Genomic DNA, 19266 nt, shown 5'->3' with positions numbered 1-19266 from the left:
AGGTGTAAACCCTTGTTTAAATATATAGTAAAGCGTTTAGGCTTTATGTTAATAGCACTTGTGTTAATTGTTACTGTTACTTTCTTTCTCATGCAGGCAGCACCTGGAGGCCCATTTACTTCGGAAAAGCCACCACCACCGGAGATTCAACAGAAATTAAATGAATATTATGGGCTTGATCAACCATTGTATGTTCAATATTTTGATTATTTAGTTTCAGTCGCTAGTTGGGACTTCGGCCCATCATTTAAATATAAAGGTCAATCTGTAAATGACTTTATTAATTCAGGATTCCCTGTGTCGTTAATACTAGGACTGGAGGCTATCTTTCTAGCACTGGCTTTTGGTGTACTATTCGGTGTTATTTCAGCTCTCAGGCATAATAAATGGCAAGACTATTCTGTAATGATTTTAGCGGTATTAGGGATATCCGTACCAAGCTTTATCATGGCATCGGTCTTACAATATGTGTTTGCGATAAAGTTAGGGGTATTCCCAGTCGCTAGATTTGAATCATTTTCTTACCATGTTTTGCCTGCGATTGCTTTAGCGTCGACACCGCTGGCATTTATCGCACGACTTACTAGATCAAGCATGCTTGAAGTGTTAGCTTCAGATTATATAAGAACGGCGAAGGCAAAAGGTATAAAGAATACCGTTATCGTTGTCAAGCATGCCATTCGTAATGCCTTGATGCCTGTAGTCTCTTATATGGGTCCACTAACAGCTGGGATTTTAACAGGTAGCTTCGTTATCGAGAGTATATTTGGTATTCCTGGTCTAGGTAGCCACTTTGTTCGATCGATTACAGATCGTGATTATACAACGATTATGGGTGTAACTGTGTTTTATAGTATATTGTTACTCGTTTCAATCCTTTTAGTGGATATATTATATGGATTAATTGATCCTCGTATTAAACTTGCTCAAGGGAAGGGGGATTAATATGGATAAACAGTTAGAAGAATCACAAACGATACAACAAAACTTACCTAAAGAATTATTCGAACGAACAAATGCTGAAGCACATGAAGCAGAAAAATTAGGGAAAAGCATCACATTTTGGAAAGATGTTTGGCTTCGCTTTAAAAGTAATAAATTAGCTGTATTCGGTATATTTTTATTGTTCATACTCGGAATTATGGCATGGATTGGTCCAAGCTTGACCCCATATGATTATGCGACAAATGATTTAACCCAAGCGAATAAAGCACCTTCAAGTGAACATTGGTTTGGCACTGATAGCTTAGGTCGTGACGTGTTTACTAGAATTTGGCATGGTGCACGAATTTCGTTGTTTATCGGTTTAGCTGCTGCAACAATTGATTTAATTATCGGTATCATTTGGGGTGGTTTAGCAGGTTATCTTGGCAAGCGAACGGATGAAATATTAATGCGTATCGCCGATATTTTAACAGCTGTTCCATACTTATTAGTCGTAATTTTATTAATGGTTGTGTTAGAACAAGGCTTAACAACAATGATTATTGCAATGTCTATAACCGGTTGGATTAATATGGCTCGAATCGTTCGTGGGCAAGTCCTTCAACTAAAATCTCAGGAATATGTGTTAGCAGCTCAAACTTTAGGTGCAAATACGAAAAGAATTATGGCTCGACATTTAGTTCCTAACTCAATGGGCCCCATTTTAATTACAATGACATTAACGGTTCCTGCAGCGATCTTTACTGAAGCCTTCTTAAGTTACTTAGGTCTTGGTGTACCAGCACCACTCGCTAGCTGGGGAACGATGGCAAGTGAAGGTGTACCAGCAATGAAATATTATCCGTGGCAATTATTCTTCCCGGCTATATTTATATGTTTAACCATTTTTGCTTTTAACGTTGTTGGAGATGGCTTACGAGACGCACTTGATCCACGACTACGAAAATAGGGGGGAGAAAAATGAAGCCAATTTTAGAGGTAAACGATTTAGCTATTTCTTTTCACACTTTTGCAGGAGAAGTAAAGGCAGTCCGTGGCGTAAATTTTCACGTAAACAAAGGAGAAACGCTAGCTATCGTTGGTGAGTCAGGTTCAGGAAAAAGTGTGACAACACAGTCAATTATGAAGCTTATTCCAACACCTCCAGGGGAGTATGTACGCGGCTCGATCATGTTTAATGGTGAAGACATTGTCCAAAAATCAGAGAAACAGATGGAAAAAATCCGCGGTAAAGATATTGGGATGATTTTCCAAGATCCGATGACTTCATTAAATCCAACGATGAAAGTCGGGCATCAAATCATGGAAGGTTTAATCAAGCATCAAAGCATGTCAAACGCTGATGCAAAAAAAGAGGCGATTAATTTACTGGACATGGTAGGTATTCCAATGCCAGAAAAGCGTGTGGATGAATACCCTCACCAATTTAGTGGTGGTATGAGACAACGTGTTGTCATTGCGATTGCATTGTCATCTCGTCCAAAATTATTGATCTGTGATGAGCCTACAACTGCTCTCGATGTGACCATTCAAGCGCAGATTCTCGAGTTATTAAAGGATTTACAAGAAAAGATGGATATGGCAGTTATATTCATTACCCATGATCTAGGCGTCGTAGCAAACGTAGCTGATCGTGTTGCGGTTATGTATGCTGGGCAGATTGTTGAAACTGGGACAGTAGATGAAATATTCTATAGTCCTGAACATCCATACACATGGGGGTTACTAGGGTCAATGCCAAGTCTTGAAGGCAGCGAGGATGAGCTATATGCGATTCCAGGGTCACCACCTAATTTAATTAGCCCACCTGTAGGAGATGCATTTGCATTGAGAAGTGAATACGCGATGAAAATTGATTTTGAAATGGAACCACCGATGTTTAAAGTATCAAATACTCACTATGCGAAAACATGGCTATTACATGATAATGCACCAAAAGTTGAGCCACCTGAAATAGTGCAGCGTATGAAGAAGCAATATGAATCTTTCAAACGCAGTCATGAAAGAGGGTAAATGAAAATGACGAATAGAAGAGAAAAATTGTTGGAAATTCAAGATCTTAAACAGCATTTTTATGTTAGCAAAGAAAACACAGTAAAAGCTGTTGATGGTATTTCCTTTGATATATATAAAGGTGAAACGTTTGGCTTAGTTGGAGAATCTGGTTGTGGAAAATCTACTACAGGAAGAACGATCATTCGTTTATATGATGCAACTGATGGCAAAGTTATTTTTGGTGGGGAGAATGTCCACGGGAAGAAGTCGAAAAAGGAATTAAAATCTTTTAATCGAAAAATGCAGATGATCTTTCAGGATCCATATGCGTCACTAAATCCACGAATGAAAGTATCTGACATTATAGCAGAAGGAATTGATATTCATGGTCTCGCTTCTTCTAAACAAGATCGAATGAATAGAGTCCATGAGTTATTAGAAATCGTTGGGCTTAACCGAGAGCATGCGAGTCGTTATCCTCATGAATTCAGTGGCGGACAAAGGCAACGTATAGGTATTGCAAGGGCACTAGCTGTAGATCCAGAATTTATCATTGCAGATGAGCCTATTTCAGCGTTGGATGTATCTATTCAAGCTCAAGTCGTGAACTTGATGAAACAGTTACAAAAAGAAAAAGGTTTGACATATTTATTTATTGCGCATGATCTTTCGATGGTCAAGTACATTAGTGATCGAATTGGTGTAATGTATCGTGGGAAAATTGTAGAACTAGCAAGCAGTGATGAGCTCTATAACGATCCAATTCATCCTTATACGAAAGCACTGTTATCAGCAATTCCATTGCCTGACCCAGAACATGAGCGCTCTCGTAAAAGAATAATTTATGACCCTTTGCAGCATAATTATGACGCTGAAGCTCCTGAAATGAGAGAAATTAAACCAGGGCATTTCGTCTATTGCTCAGAGTCTGAATACAAACGTTATAAAGAAGAACGGATATAGTAACGATAGATCTCTTTTTTAAGGGATCTTCTTTTTTTAGGATCTTTTCGTAAACTATGTTGCTATTGTTACCAAATTAGCATAGTAAGAAGGAATTTGAAAAAATTGGACATCGTTTTTTAGAAGGCAAGATGCCAAGAATGATAATTGAGATTACATTCGAACAACACCAATTAATAAAGAACATTGATTGTTGTTTTTTCCATATTTTTTAGTAATGGTTATTTTCGAATACTTTGTTGCTTTTTTTCACTTACATTTGAGTAACTAATGTGGATGAAATGATTATTATAGTCTTTAGAGAAGAAAAATACCACGAAAGCCTCGTTTATACGTATTTATTTGTTAGTACTAAAAGCAACAATTACTGCGAATCAAGCATAAGTAATTAACACTTCTTACCCTTTATACTTGACAGTTGTATATTATCTATCTAGCTGTCCTATGTTCTAATAAATGCAATATTTTTGCACACTAAGAAAATTAAAATGTTAGCTGAGCTATTCATCATATAAGTTGGTTGAGGCTAATTGTAACGATAGGTCAAAAAATGCTCGAATTATAATTATAAAATAACCAAAAAAATAAAAGAATTTGATAAACATTACCCCCAAAATTAGTTATTTGATTTATAATTAAATTAATTCATCTTAGTTGGGGGAACACTCATTTATGAATATAAAGAGATATTTTATTACACTTATAACTGCTAGTATGTTGTTTTTGTTGTTTGGTACAGATGGGTATGCTAAGCAAATAGAGACAACTTCGGTAAGTAATCACGTTATAAAAAGGCCAGTTGTAAATAAAAAGAGCCTACCTGAACAGCTACCTCGTTACATGTTTGATTCTGGGTTGTCCTTTGAATACCCTGACGCAGTAAGAGGGATTTATGTGACAGGCCATTCAGCGGGTGGAGCTAAATTTGGTTCTTTAGTTAATTTAGTGGAGTCATCGGATTTAAATGCAATGGTAATAGACATAAAAGATGATTATGGAAATATGACATACATACCAGAAAACCAACAATATAAAGAAATTGGAAAAAACTATATTAAAGACCCTTCAGAAATGTTAAAGACACTAGAAGATAAGAAAATATATCCAATTGCTCGGATTGTAGTATTCAAAGATAGCGTCCTTGCAAATAAATATCCTGAATGGTCATTTATTGAGGAAAATAATATTTGGACAAATAGACGAGGCGAATCTTTCGTTAACCCATTCATAAAAGAAGTTTGGGATTATAATGTCGGTATAGCAATTGAAGCTGCAAAGCTAGGATTTCAAGAAATTCAATTCGATTATGTGAGATTTCCAGAAGGATTTGAAAAACGTGATTCCATTTTATCGTACAGTATGGGAGAATATGCAAGCAAGGATATAGATAATGTTCAAAAGCGTGTTCAATCAGTTACAGATTTTGTTGCCTATGCAAAAGAAAAGCTTAAGCCATATGGAGTAAAAGTATCGGTGGATATTTTTGGTTATACAGCAACGTTGCCTGAAGCTCCTGGGATAGGGCAAAACTTTTCTAAAATATCAGCAAATGTTGACGTTATTTCGTCTATGATTTATCCTAGTCATTGGACAACATATTTTGGTATTCAAAAGCCAGATTTAGAGCCGTATAAACTAGTTACAGAATACATTAAGGTTGAAGCTGAGAAGTTAAAAGAGTTAGCTAATAGTCCTATTTCTAGACCTTGGCTTCAAGATTTTACTGCTTCTTGGTTAGGAAATGGTAACTATAAACCATATGGCAAAGCTGAAGTAGAGGATCAAATTAGAGCTTTGAATGAAAATGGTATAAATGAATTTTTACTTTGGAATGCAGGTAACTCCTATACAGAAAATGTAGATTATACCCCGTTGAACTAGGAAATTACTTGTGAAGGTCGATAGAATTAAATCAATGGAGGTATTGGAATGATTATTGATTATTTTACTGATTTTGCTATAGTAGCTGTACTAATCATAGGTATTACCGCTATGATGGGGGTCATGTTAAATGGTATTGGTGAAAAATTTTTTGGAGGAAGAAAGAAAGCTGAATCTTTTAATCAATCTGCAAATACACAAGTCGGTTGGAGAAGTGTTGGAGGGAAAAGAAATTAAATTAGCAGGAGACTATTTTTGTAAACCTTGTTTTTACGATTGTTAACATCGTTAATGTAGGAAAGGTGCTGCGAACTAGTCGTATGCGTTTTAAATTCTTATTTCGAATACAGTCAATGAGAAAACAGTCTGCTCATAAAGGTTCAATACGATTAGATACAAGTTGCATTTTAGGAAAATTTAACCTAAATAAAATATATATAAGAAAAAACCTAGCTGTCGCTGGGTTTTTTTACACATAATTAATTGAAAAAAGTATATCTTTCTAAATTTATTTATTGTATAATTATCGATAGACATTACTTATTTAGATTCATTTCAATTTAGATTTTTTTTTCTTTTTTTTGAAACTTTTTTTGTTTATTTACGTATAACATTTTAGAGAGTATCAAAAGTGGAGAATATAAGCTGAAGCATTGTTTATAACTATAATGTTACAACAGGTTTGCTCGTACAATTGGTTAAACATCCTCTTATCAGATATACTGAACTTTTGGTAACTTTTAATTTATGAAATTATTTCTTATGTGAGCTTTCTATCCACATAAATTATGGGAGTGAAGAAACAATGGTAACTTTATATTCATCACCAAGTTGTACTTCCTGTCGCAAAGCGAGATCTTGGTTAGAGGAACACGATATTTCATTTAAAGAACGAAATATATTTTCAGAATCTCTAACTATCGAAGAAATTAAAGAGATTTTAAGAATGACAGAAGAAGGAACAGATGAAATTATATCTACAAGATCAAAAACTTTTCAAAAATTAAATGTTAATGTTGATACTTTACCATTGAATGAATTGTATAGTCTCATTCGTGAAAACCCTGGATTGTTACGGAGACCAATTATTATTGACGAAAAAAGACTTCAAGTAGGTTACAACGAAGATGAAATTAGAAGGTTTTTACCACGTAAAGTCCGAACTTTTCAATTGAAAGAAGCGCAAAAATTAGTTAACCAATAATCTGGAATATAAAAAAACTTCTACATTTCGATGTAGAAGTTTTTTAGCTTAGGCTATTTTGCAAACTTTTCTGCTATTAATACTAATTTAGAAAAACGCAAATATTGGTTGTATATGTGTTTCATCGTATTAAAGAAGAGAAAATTTCACGAACTCTAATTGTGTACGTATTTTTTAAAATGTCATATAACAATCCAGGCCATAGCATAAGCTGAGATTTATAACGAATAGCTTGTTGGTTTTCGTCAGATGCTATTAACAGAAACAAAGTTCCGATTTGTTGATGCATTCAAGTTTTTTAACAAGACTGAACCAGAGCTTATCAAATGTAGTCAATTTAAAAGTCTTGTGCCGTTTAACGAACTACTCTGATCCGATTACTAATATATCCACTTGCAATTACGAGTAAAATGCAAATATATGGTATAATGAGTTTTACGTAATTATAGTGATTGAAAAATTGTGTGAAATATAATTCATGCGTAATCATTCTTCCGGCAGTAAATGCTAAAATACTTGCTCCGATATAGATAATAATAGGGTATTGATCCATTATGTATAATATTAGTTTGCTGCCCCAAATTATAATTGGAACAGAGATTAACACGCCGATTATTACGAGTGGAAAATGTCCTTGTGAGGCCCCAGCTATTGCAATTACATTATCTAAACCCATTATAATATCTGCAAAGACAATTGTTCGAATAGCGATAAATAAAGAGGTGCTTGCTTTGAGTGTTGTTTGATCTTGACTCTCTGACACGAGTAATTGATAAGCAATTCGGAGAAGTAATATTCCACCAATCATGTACAATAACGGGATAGTCATTAATAAAGCTGCAATAATAGTTAAACAAATACGAACAATAATAGCAAAGGTAGTACCTATAAAGATTGCTTTATTCCTTTTAGCTTCAGGAAGATTTCTTGTTGCTAAGGCAATTACAACAGCATTATCGCCGCCTAATACGATGTCAATTCCAATAATCATCATGATTGTAATTACGTAATCAAAATCCATTCTCGTCCTCCTGTTAAGTAAATAATATCGCTATTTTTTTATGGCTCTTTTCGTAAATTTAGTTGATTCTTATACTAAATGAAGGCTGTTTAACCAAATTTAATGACATCATAGTGTTTGGTGCCTCAAAAAGATGGTTATATTGTGATTATTTATTATGTAGCAAAATAAAAATGCGAAAGCAGCTTTTTTATTAATAGTACAAGTATAGTAAGCAACATTCATCATTATGACGAGTAAATAACAAATATATGGCATCTTAAACGATATTTTATATAGTGTTACGTGTTATAAAAGATCTCGCTCTAGAAGATTCGATCGAAAGAATAAGTACGATACACTGCTATGTTGATAAACTAGCTACGAGTCCATAATATGGGGACTAATTAAGTTTATGTAGGCTTTTTGTCCGCTCTTATTGGGCAGTAGATGGTTTTTAAATAATCGCTATTTTTTATTTCCATTCCTTTTGCATTTGTCATAAAATAAAAGTACAAGAATGATTATAATCGTGAAAAAGTGTATCACGGGGGTAAATAAGTCCCTTCAAAAACATCCTATGGAAGGGAGTTAATTATATGGAAATTGAACGAATAAATGAGAATACTGTAAAATTTTATATTTCATATTTAGATATTGAAGAAAGAGGATTTGACCGTGATGAAATATGGTATAATCGTGAAAGAAGTGAAGAACTTTTTTGGGAAATGATGGATGAAATTCACCAAGAAGAAGACTTTGTGGTGGAAGGTCCGTTATGGATACAAGTCCAAGCATTGGATAAAGGGCTTGAGGTACTCGTAACAAAAGCTCAACTTTCTAAGGATGGGAATCGGTATGAGATTCCTTTATCTGAAGATCGAATAAAGGAATTACCTGTTGATGAGAAAATAGAAGAGTTACTTGATCAACAATTTAGCCCAGCTAAGGATGATTATAATCAAAATGTTAACCAAGTAGACGATGAACAACTCGAATTTTTACTTAGGTTTGATGATTTTGAACATATTATCGCATTGTCACATCGAATAGATGCATCACCATTCAAGAATCGATTATTTTCATTCGAAGGACATTATTATTTATATGTTGAATTTAATGAAGAAAACATGATAGGGGATGAATTGGACGCTATTATAAGCTTGTTGTTAGAGTATGGGCAAGAAACAACAGTTACAATTCATCGATTAGAAGAGTACGGAAACGAAATCATTAAAGAAGATGCACTGGCGGTTATAGCTAATCATTTCCCATCAAGATAATAGAAGCCGATTTCTGAAATAGTGAAATCGGCTTTATTAAAATACTTGTAAGTGTTATTAAATGCAGTAATGCAATTGGACTTTTGCCCACGTTAGTGTGGGCAAATTTTAATTAATTTTGCTAACTTAAGATTGAAGAACTGTAGTATGAGGCGGTGTGGGGAATGAAAAAAACATTACAGGTTTTAGTATTTTCACTTATTATAGCTACCCTATTTTATGTTACAAAACAATATTGGGAAGGGTGGATTCTAGGAGCGGCTAGTTTAATTATTAGTTTATCAGTTATTTTCATTGGTTTTGTTATTTTCTTAGAAAATAGAAATCCAACAGCAACATTAACATGGCTTATCATTTTAGGTAGTGTTCCGTTGTTAGGTTTTATTTTTTACATAATATTTGGTCGTAATTTTCGCAAGCGTAAGTTATTCGCTAAAAAAGCGTTATTGGATGAACAGACATATTTAAAAATTGAAGGAGGACCATATTGGAGTGATGAAAAAATTACTCATATGGGAGAGCATCAACAGCTTCTTTTCCGCCTTGCACAGAATTTAGGGAAAAGCCCAATATCTTTTTCAACAGAAACGAAAGTGCTTACAAATGGTGAGGAAACATTCTCTCATATTTTAGAGGCGTTAAGAGGGGCAACACATCATATACACCTTGAATATTACATCGTACGGCATGATGACATTGGGCAGCAAATCAAAGATATTTTGATTGAGCGAGCACAGAATGGAGTTCAAGTCCGTTTTTTATATGATGCAGTTGGCTGCTGGAAACTTTCAAGAAGCTATATTGAAGAATTGAGAAAAGCTGGGGTGGATATGATTCCTTTTTTTCCAGTTAAATTACCAATTCTAAACCACAAAATTAACTTCCGTAATCATCGAAAAATAGTAGTGATTGATGGAACTATTGGTTTCGTAGGTGGTCTAAATATTGGTGATGAATATTTAGGAAAAGATTCTTATTTTGGTTTTTGGAGAGATACACACTTAGCTGTTCAAGGTGAATCAGTGCGGACTCTACAATTGATTTTTTTACAGGATTGGTACTATATGACTGGTCAAAAGTTGCTAACTCCAAGCTATTTGTCTCCACAGTTAATTGATAAAGAGAACTTGGGTGGCGTTCAATTAATTGCTGGTGGACCAGATAATGAATGGGAAATTATAAAGCAGCTCTTTTTTTCTATGATCATATCTGCAGAAAAATCTGTTTGGATTGCAACTCCGTACTTTATTCCTGATGAAGATATTTTCACTGCGTTAAAAGTTGCTGCTTTAAGCGGAATTGATGTAAGAATATTGATGCCTAAACGTCCTGATAAAAAGATTGTATTTTATGCTTCCCGTTCGTATTTTCCTGAGCTGTTAGAAGCTGGGGCGAAAATATATGAATACAAAAAAGGCTTTATGCATAGTAAGATTCTAATTGTCGATGATGAAATTGCCTCAATTGGAACATCAAATATGGATATGAGAAGTTTTCATTTGAATTTTGAAGTGAACGCATTTTTATATCGAACAAATAGCATTCGAGCATTAGTAAATGATTTTATTCATGACATCGCTCATTCTGATATTATTACCGAGGAGCAATTTAGCACGAGACCAATTTGGGTTCGTTTATATGAGTCAACTGCACGATTGTTGTCTCCACTATTATAACGAGGATATCTTTATTGAGGGTCAAACTTTGCCGTTTAGACCCTTTTTTATTTTGGCTCTTTTCGTAAGCTTTATTGCTTTTTAACTTGTATTTGAGCAACTGGTTTTTTTGATAAGATAAAATGCTATGACCGTTAATTAAGCATGTTTAGCTCTTAGTATGAAAAGCAACAATTAATACGATGGCAGCCTAATATATTAGGCGATTATGATATATACCGATACAAAAGTTACGGTAAAATAGCTTATAATTTGCGATCAAGTAACAATTCCTGTTTTAATCGCTGACAATTGCCTACAATAAGTGATAGCAAATTCAATTAAATATTAGCACCACAGTTTTTGTAAATAGTTTAGAGGGATTTTGCTATTTTAGTTGAATGACAAATAGAAAGGGTGGTGACAATGTGTTAGTAGCAAAATTAAGTAATAATCAACATGTATCCTTAGTTGAAAACTGGACGAGGAAGGAGCTTGAAATTTTAAAAAGAGACGAAAGCTTTTATTGTCCATCTTGTGGCCAAATGATGTACCTTAAGCTTGGAACGAAAAGAATATTTCACTTTGCACATCAAACGAAGGAGAAGTGTAGATTTTCGATTGAGCCTGAATCTCAGTATCATATGGAAGGGAAACGTGAGATATATGAGTGGTTAAAAAAACAACCATTTTCAATCAAGCTAGAGCATTATATAAGCAACATAAAACAGCGACCTGATTTAATTATTAGAGACAATCATCATGTTTATGCAATTGAGTTTCAATGTTCTACGATTAGTGCTGAACTTTTTGCCAAACGAACAGCGGCTTATAAAAAATATGGTATTATTCCAGTTTGGATATTAGCAGCTAGCTTTATGAAAATAACTTCTCGGTGCATGAAGGTATCTCAGTTTCAATCATTATTTATTGAAGATCTATATGCCCGTTACGGCAAGATCATATACTTTTGTCCGTATAAACGGCAGTTTTATCTTAACGAAAATCCACTTTTCTTCTCTTCAACTGAAGTCCTCTCCGGTATAATTTCTCTTCCACTTCATTCAAGTACATTTTATCAGCTGTTTAAATCAAGAGGTTTTCTTGGGAAAACGCTTTATGAAAATTGGGCTTATAAAAAGAAGTATTGGCGTATGTATTGTACGGTTTATCCTTCAAATGAACTTGAAAAACTACTTTATGAATTATATGAAAAAAAAATTCCACCGAGTCTAATTCCTGCGGAAGTTGGTATACCGACTAATTATTCCTATTGGTTTAAGACACCCCCAATTGTTTGGCAAGCTTATATATATGTTGATATTATTACGAAAAGTAATGGGGGAATTTTCACATTCAATGACATACTTAATAGTGTGAACCTACGAATCACTAATAATAAAATATCGATTAGAACATTACCTTTAGTGACAAACTCACAATATGCCAATGGTATTAGAGAATATTTGCTTTTATTAGAGAAATTACAAGTGATAAAAAAAATTAAACATAAAGGGTTCAAAATAAAAAAAGAATTTACACTACCTAAATCTTCTGAAGATGCAGTTTTATTGGATTATGATATAATGAATAAGTTACTATCATATAATAATAAATAGTTATGTATGAATTGTTCAAACATTTTAGAAATGTGAATTTAAGGAGGCTATATGATGTCCGAACAGGCAGCAGTGAAGAAAATACCTACAAGAGATGAGATTAGTATTGAAGATACATGGAAATTAGAAGATATTTTTGCATCTGATGAAGTGTGGGAAAATGAATTTAATGCAGTGAAGGCACTTATTCCAAATGTCCAAAAATATAATGGGAAACTAGCAGATTCTGCAGAAGTTTTATATGATTTATTACAACTACAAGATGAAATAACGATGCGACTTGGTAAGCTTTATGCTTATGCACATATGCGTTATGATCAAGATACAACGAACTCTTTCTATCAAGGCTTAGATGACAGAGCAAAAAATCTGTACACACAAGCTTCAAGTGCTTTATCATTTGTAGTTCCAGAAATTCTTGCCATGGAAGAGAGTCAGCTTAAAGAGTTTTTAGATAATAAAGAAGAATTAAGGTTATATAAGAAGGCATTGGATGATATTACTCGTCAACGACCACATGTGCTGTCTTCAAGTGAAGAAGCTTTGTTAGCCGAAGCATCTGAAGTGATGGCATCTTCTAGTAATACTTTTGGGATGCTTAACAATGCCGACCTTACATTCCCAACTATAAAAGATGAGAATGGGGATGAGGTTGAAGTAACACATGGACGTTATATACGCTTCCTAGAGAGTGAAGATCGTCAAGTTAGAGAAAATGCATTTAAAGCTGTTTATGATACATATGGTAAATATAAAAACACATTTGCTAGTACATTAAGTGGAGCAGTGAAGAAGGATAATTTTAATGCACGAGTGAGAAATTATGAGTCAGCTCGTCATGCAGCATTAAGTACTAATAATATACCTGAATCAGTTTACGATAATTTAGTGGATACAGTAAATGATCACCTTCCTTTATTGCATAGATACATTTCTTTACGTAAAAAGCTGTTAGGTGTTGATCAACTTCATATGTATGATTTATATACACCACTTGTAAAAGATGTAAAAATGGAGGTAACCTACAAGGAAGCTAAGGATTATTTAATGAAAGGTCTTACTCCATTAGGTGAGGATTACTTAGCAGTGATTAAAGAAGGGCTAGATAATCGATGGGTAGATGTTCATGAAACTAAAGGCAAACGAAGTGGGGCATATTCATCAGGGACATATGGTACAAACCCATATATTCTAATGAACTGGCAAGATAATGTTAATAACTTATTTACACTTGCACATGAATTTGGTCACTCTGCTCATAGCTACTACACTCGAAAATTCCAGCCATACCCGTATGGAAATTACTCAATTTTTGTAGCTGAAGTAGCATCAACTTGTAATGAAGCGCTACTTAATGACTATTTATTAAAAACAATAGATGATGAACAAAAACGTCTGTATTTATTAAATCACTATTTAGAAGGCTTCCGTGGTACGGTATTCCGTCAGACGATGTTTGCTGAATATGAACACCTTATTCATCAAAAAGCGCAAGCAGGTGAAGCATTAACAGCCGAATTATTAACAACGACTTATTATGATTTAAATAAAAAATATTTTGGAAATGATCTTGTCATCGATGAAGAAATCGGTCTTGAATGGTCAAGAATCCCTCATTTCTATTACAATTACTATGTATTCCAATACGCTACTGGATTCAGTGCTGCTACTGCCTTGAGTAAACAAATCCTTGACGAAGGTCAGCCAGCTGTGAATAGATATATGGACTTTTTGAAAGCGGGTAGTTCAGATTATCCAATTGAAGTATTGAAAAAAGCTGGAGTTGATATGACTTCATCAACTCCAGTTAAAGAAGCTTGTCAAGTTTTTGAAGAGAAGTTAAATGAAATGGAACAGTTATTAACAAAATAACTCGAAAAAGGAATGGGAATCCCCATTCCTTTTTATTGTTCAGACAAGTGATGAATAAAAGAGTGGCACTTAGTTAATTAAACACCACGAAAGCGATTACGATCGTTAAGATATATAATGAAACTTAAGATAGTTATAAAAAGTAAAGGAGAGCTAATATAGATTGGAATAATTTGCATTAACCCAAGTATTTGTATAGCTAAAGCAACTATAAAAAAAATACTAAATAGTACAACGACAAGTTTCATACCATCAACCTTCTTTCCGTTAATATTATGATATTTGGAATGTGGTACGAGTGTTATAATGTACATTGTATGATGAGTAAGTGCAATGTATGACAAAATTGTGAAAGAGTGAGCAGAGTTGTTGCTATTGTTTCATTCATCTGTTATATTATACTTGTGAAGTTAATCACAAACAAACAATACCCCTTGTTTGACCGTGAAAATTTCTCCCATCCCCTTTGTTGTCTTTAGACATACATGAAAAAAGCTTAGTTTATGATTACTAAGCTTTTTTTATTTGTCTATCTTCGTAAACCTCACTACTATTATTGTAAGAAAAATGCTAAGAATACTTGTTGTGTCGGTTAGTATCTCAGTAAAAAACACCAATATGTGAAAAGCGTTTCACAAAAATTTGCGTTGCTAATATTTTGTTAACTAGGTGTCAAAGTACGAGAACAACGTGTGTAAATATGTTCGGTTCATGGCTTGGACAATAAATAGGCAAAAAATAATCTATACAAACTGCAAGCTAATCGTCATTCTATTTACTTACCATTATCAATATATGTTGGAAGGGAAACAAATGTAAATTCCTTAATGAGGATAAAAGAAAAAGAGTCTTACACATGAATGGTCAGACTCTTTCTACTAGGCTATTTTCGCAAACATTAATTGCTTTTCGTTCTAAGGTTTAAGCACGTATACCTCAAGCGTTCGTGGCATCAATTCTGCTATACGCTGAGTGCTACGCAAATGGACACCTTCATTATCTACATTAGGAAAAATATAATAGCAACAAAGTTTACGAGAAGAGCCCTGTTACAAAATGATTAAGCTACTGGATATATCTCCAGAACGTCCCGTATTTTACAGGGACTCTTTCAACCTTTTTTTGCAATGCGAGTTTTTTCATCTCTCGTTCTACGTCATTACAAGACATATCGTAGACAACAGATATTTCTTTTGTTGCTACAAACCTAAAATGTTGTAAAAACACTTCAAGTGGAGGAACAGGGTCTGCTTGCACTTTTCTACCGAGCATATCTTGAATGACCTGCACATAAACATCATAAGAATAGCACCCAGATATTTTTAACCCTTCATCTTCCACATGTTCATTAAATAGGATGAGTGTAGGTATTTCCTGTACATCCATTTCCGAAGTGATTTTCAAGTCACATTGTAGTGCTCTTGCAGCACTTGGTGAGTGAATATCTTTAATAAATTCGTCAACATCAAGTCCTACATCTTTTGCACATTCAATTAAAACTTCTTCGTTAGAAATGTTTTGCTTTTCTAAAAATAGCACTTCTTGTACTTTTCTTAGAAATCGATTCCCTGATTTTCGACCTTGAAGCTCTGCTGCCTTAATCGCAACTGAGACTGCATAAGGTGTTGAAATCGGATCTTCCATCCATATTGTTCCGTCGCATGACATACCACTTCTGCTTGCTGCCCTTTCCCAAACCATAGCCATATTTTCATGACTTTTCTTTCTTCTAAGTTGTAAAGTTTCTAATTTTCCACTAACTATATGACGCAATGAGAAAAAACGGCCATATTCAATTATTAATTTTTTTACGATTGGTTCAAGACCCCAACAATCAGAACAAAGCGGATCAACAAACATGTATATTTCTAATGGTTTTCTTTGTGGTGTATGAGAGCTTAAGGTATGGTTTTGCATATTATTTGATTGTTGCTTTTTCAAAATGAAACCCCTTTCGTCTCTGTTCCTTGATCAGGTGTGTTAACCATATGTTGGGCAGTTAATACTAATCTGTTATAAAACTCTTCACGTACAGGACCGTTAAGGTTTACTGCATCCATTGCTTCTCTCATGCATTGTAACCATGCGCTTGCTCTTGTTGGTGTAATTTCAAATGGCATATGTCGTGCACGTAGCATCGGGTGACCATGCTCAGTCGTATAATGGTTTGGTCCACCTAAATATTGTGTTAAAAACTGTTTTTGTTTACGTGCAGTTTCGGTTAAGTCGTTTGGAAAGATAGGAGCCAACTCAGCATGTTGCTTCACTCGGAGATAGAACTCATCTACTAGCTTATCAATGAATTGTTCGCCACCTATTGCGACAAATGGTGTTAACATCTTATCGGTCATGTTGACTACTCCTTTTTTATTGTAGAATAGATTATTTCTAAGTTCTAACCTCTCTAATTGTTACACCTTTTCGACTGAAGACAAAAAGATTTTCATCATAAGTCGAAAAGGCACTACAACATTTGTAAGGGTTAAGCATCTTTATTTTTTATTATCCAATGACGTCTCTTATTCCCTATAGTACTTTTGGCGGACTAAGGACTTTACGCTTATATAAAACTTAGTAAATGTATGTTTATTTTAGCAATCTATAACAGTTATCTCAAATAAAGAGTACTGAAAATCGTACACAAAAAAATACCATCCTGATTAAAGGAGGTACTATCAAGGTTTCTAGGTATGAATAATAGAAAAAAACACTTTAATTTTATAATGAGTGATATGTATTAGTTACTTTTTTAACATAGTTTTGAGTTTCTTTAAATGGTGGGATACCTTCAAACTTATCTACATTTCCCGGACCAGCATTATAAGCAGCTAAAGCCAATTCAACATCGTTCTCGTATCTATTAAACATATCCCGTAAATATTTCGTCCCAGCTTCAATATTCTCTTTTGGATCATATAAATTTGTGACACCTAGCGCCTTAGCTGTGGTAGGCATTAATTGCATTAAACCAGTTGCTCCTGCTTGACTCACTGCATTTGGGTTAAAGTTGGATTCTTGCTTTATCACTGCCAAAATTAACTTTGGATCAAGATTATATTTTTGTGCAGCATTATTTACGATCTCATCATATGTTCTTGGAGTACTAGTGTCATTTTCAATACTTCCGTTTAGCTGTTGTTGAGCATATGCTTGTGCTGTTAATTGACTATTTTGGACTGAAACATCTGTTGGAGCACTCGAATCCACTAAATATTCATTTAATAGCTCTTCAAATAAAGACTCATTTAATGATGTTTGTGGTGAGCTTACTTGAAGGTTTTTCAATGCCTGAAGCTCCATCATAACTTTTAAACGATCAATACTCAATTTATTCACCTACCTTTCTAATAAACGAGGAGGTTTTAATTCGTTGTTCACTTTATTAAAGTGAACATACTGCTCGTCTTTTTTAACGTTAAATACAATCTGTCAAACTAAGAGAATAGAATGATTAACTATCAGGTGGCAATAGTTAGTTGATATGTCTATGGAATCATTGCGTTCATTTTGCTTTTCTTTTTTATGTCTGGGTCTTTTTCGTAAACTTTGTCGCTTAGTTGAGTAGGTGGTGTCATTAAATAACTGTTATAGTCTCTATAGCAGAAAAGGTGCCCTGGAATGTTAGTTATATTCACAGTGAACTCTTAATAAGATAAGCAACAATTCATTCGATAACAACCTTATGTATTTATGAAATGAACATTTCCATTGTCAACTTTCTTCTACATTCTTCTTATCTTCTTTCTTGACTTTATAATTATAAAATCTTTGAATTTTATTTTCTGTTTTACGTACAGGAATTTGAAATTTACTTAACAATTTTTGAAATGTAGCAAATCCAGTTTCGTAATTTCCTACTTCATATTCAATTTCGTAATCATCCTTTGATAAATAATGACTATGGTCAAAAACTAGTGTTCCACCTTCATATATTATTTCGGCTCTATTTGTAGAAAGTGAACCAAAATACTTTATTTCGTGAATTGGAACATGAAGTTTTTTTAATTGCTGAAGAACCTCTCCTTGTATGGAAAAATCGTTGTGAAGCACTCGTTGAGCTTGTTCATCTGTAAGCGGTTGGTGTGTCTCAAGTAAGCCGATTTTGGCTGGCTGTTTTAATGTTAGCATATATTGGTTTTCTTTTAAACGGATTCTCAATGCAGAAGCTTTAATTTTAAGCGCAAAATCATTTGTATCGAAGTAATAGTTTACCTGGGATTTGAAATGTGTGTTGTTTATTGAAAAAGCATTTAGCATGTTGTTAAATTCATTTTTCGTCAATATATTTTTAAATTCAATTTCAATTTCTTGAGTCACTTTAAATACGTCCCTTCTACTTGTATCATTACATTATCTCTTTAATTTTCGACAATCGCAATTATTATCTTCATATACAAGAGTGTGATAAAATAAAACCAACATTCACTATAGAAGGAGAGCATCATGCGAAAAATAATTACGATAGCTAGATACGAAATAAATGAGCAATTAATACAACTATGCTCAAATGATACAAGTATTAATATTACAAAAGGGAAAGATACGAAGCAAATGCTTGTTGATTCAGATCAGACTGCTTTTATTTATATCATTGAATGCGATGAAGAGTATGTATATATAAAGATCCCACTTGATTGTTGGAAAGGGTTAAAGCAGCTTCTCTTACATAATTACCAAGCTGTTTTACAGGTGGGGGATCAACGTCTTCAACTTGAAAATATGAAAGAAGAGTTAGAGTACTTAATTAATAATATTAAAGGAAATACAAACTATGGTGACGAAATGGTTAGTAAAGTGGAGGAAATTTTTTTAACAAACTGATTAGAATACATAGTTAATCCTCAAAGGC

17 protein-coding genes are annotated in these 19266 nt (G+C 33.8%); 12 read left to right on the top strand and 5 right to left on the bottom strand.

Translation table 11 applies throughout. The annotated features are described in order from the left end of the window. The first annotated feature begins 12 nt into the window (after positions 1–12). From SLH52_RS04580 to spxA, 7 genes are all read left to right on the top strand, one after another. Positions 13–945 (top strand): ABC transporter permease, encoded by a 933-nt coding sequence (locus SLH52_RS04580; protein ID WP_320208113.1) that lies wholly within the window; start codon positions 13–15, stop codon positions 943–945. Between the two features lies 1 nt (position 946). Beyond that, positions 947–1894 carry an ABC transporter permease gene (locus SLH52_RS04575; protein WP_320208112.1) on the top strand — a complete coding sequence of 316 codons (948 nt, stop codon included), beginning with the start codon at positions 947–949 and terminating at the stop codon, positions 1892–1894. 11 nt (positions 1895–1905) lie between these two features. Then, positions 1906–2958, top strand: a complete 1053-nt coding sequence (locus SLH52_RS04570; protein ID WP_320208111.1) for an ABC transporter ATP-binding protein — start codon at positions 1906–1908, stop codon at positions 2956–2958. 6 nt (positions 2959–2964) lie between these two features. After that, complete coding sequence (locus SLH52_RS04565; protein WP_320208110.1) at positions 2965–3903, top strand: ABC transporter ATP-binding protein; 939 nt, start codon at positions 2965–2967, stop codon at positions 3901–3903. Between the two features lie 672 nt (positions 3904–4575). Then, positions 4576–5784: a putative glycoside hydrolase gene (locus SLH52_RS04560; RefSeq protein ID WP_320208109.1), complete on the top strand. Its 1209-nt coding sequence runs from the start codon at positions 4576–4578 to the stop codon at positions 5782–5784. Positions 5785–5835: 51 nt separating this feature from the next. Then, positions 5836–6021 (top strand): hypothetical protein, encoded by a 186-nt coding sequence (locus tag SLH52_RS04555; protein ID WP_320208408.1) that lies wholly within the window; start codon positions 5836–5838, stop codon positions 6019–6021. Positions 6022–6589: 568 nt separating this feature from the next. Beyond that, positions 6590–6988 carry a transcriptional regulator SpxA gene (gene spxA / locus SLH52_RS04550; protein WP_214483288.1) on the top strand — a complete coding sequence of 133 codons (399 nt, stop codon included), beginning with the start codon at positions 6590–6592 and terminating at the stop codon, positions 6986–6988. A 355-nt stretch (positions 6989–7343) separates the two neighbouring features. On the opposite strand, the gene SLH52_RS04545 is transcribed toward spxA, so the two are convergent. Next, complete coding sequence (locus tag SLH52_RS04545; protein WP_320208108.1) at positions 7344–8009, bottom strand: TerC family protein; 666 nt, start codon at positions 8007–8009, stop codon at positions 7344–7346. A gap of 578 nt (positions 8010–8587) precedes the next feature. On the opposite strand from SLH52_RS04545, the gene mecA reads away from it, so the two are divergent. The 4 genes from mecA to pepF all read left to right on the top strand — a co-directional run bounded on the left by mecA (position 8588) and on the right by pepF (position 14417). Further along, positions 8588–9271 (top strand): adaptor protein MecA, encoded by a 684-nt coding sequence (mecA, locus tag SLH52_RS04540; protein ID WP_320208107.1) that lies wholly within the window; start codon positions 8588–8590, stop codon positions 9269–9271. A 164-nt stretch (positions 9272–9435) separates the two neighbouring features. Beyond that, on the top strand, positions 9436–10947 hold the full coding sequence (gene cls, locus SLH52_RS04535; protein ID WP_320208106.1) for a cardiolipin synthase: 1512 nt from the start codon (positions 9436–9438) through the stop codon (positions 10945–10947). A 407-nt stretch (positions 10948–11354) separates the two neighbouring features. Further along, complete coding sequence (locus SLH52_RS04530) at positions 11355–12545, top strand: competence protein CoiA (protein WP_320208105.1); 1191 nt, start codon at positions 11355–11357, stop codon at positions 12543–12545. 54 nt (positions 12546–12599) lie between these two features. After that, on the top strand, positions 12600–14417 hold the full coding sequence (gene pepF / locus SLH52_RS04525; RefSeq protein WP_320208104.1) for an oligoendopeptidase F: 1818 nt from the start codon (positions 12600–12602) through the stop codon (positions 14415–14417). Between the two features lie 1065 nt (positions 14418–15482). Here the strand turns inward: pepF and SLH52_RS04520 are convergent. The 4 genes from SLH52_RS04520 to SLH52_RS04505 form a co-directional block, all read right to left on the bottom strand. Further along, complete coding sequence (locus SLH52_RS04520; RefSeq protein WP_320208407.1) at positions 15483–16334, bottom strand: ClpXP adapter SpxH family protein; 852 nt, start codon at positions 16332–16334, stop codon at positions 15483–15485. A gap of 20 nt (positions 16335–16354) precedes the next feature. After that, on the bottom strand, positions 16355–16768 hold the full coding sequence (locus tag SLH52_RS04515; protein ID WP_320208103.1) for a globin: 414 nt from the start codon (positions 16766–16768) through the stop codon (positions 16355–16357). Between the two features lie 367 nt (positions 16769–17135). Further along, entirely contained in the window at positions 17136–17744 is a 609-nt protein-coding gene (locus SLH52_RS04510; RefSeq protein WP_413785488.1) for a lytic transglycosylase domain-containing protein, read from the bottom strand. 384 nt (positions 17745–18128) lie between these two features. Continuing rightward, positions 18129–18734, bottom strand: a complete 606-nt coding sequence (locus SLH52_RS04505; RefSeq protein ID WP_320208101.1) for a CYTH domain-containing protein — start codon at positions 18732–18734, stop codon at positions 18129–18131. A 126-nt stretch (positions 18735–18860) separates the two neighbouring features. Between SLH52_RS04505 and SLH52_RS04500 the strand changes: the two genes are divergently transcribed. Continuing rightward, the gene (locus SLH52_RS04500; RefSeq protein WP_320208100.1) at positions 18861–19238 is read left to right on the top strand and encodes a hypothetical protein; all 378 of its coding nucleotides are present in this window, start codon (positions 18861–18863) and stop codon (positions 19236–19238) included. The last annotated feature ends 28 nt before the right edge of the window (positions 19239–19266 follow it).

This window comes from Cytobacillus sp. IB215665 (assembly GCF_033963835.1).
Taxonomy (GTDB): Bacteria; Bacillota; Bacilli; order Bacillales; family SM2101; genus Nanhaiella.
This window is presented reverse-complemented; position numbering and strand designations above follow the sequence as displayed.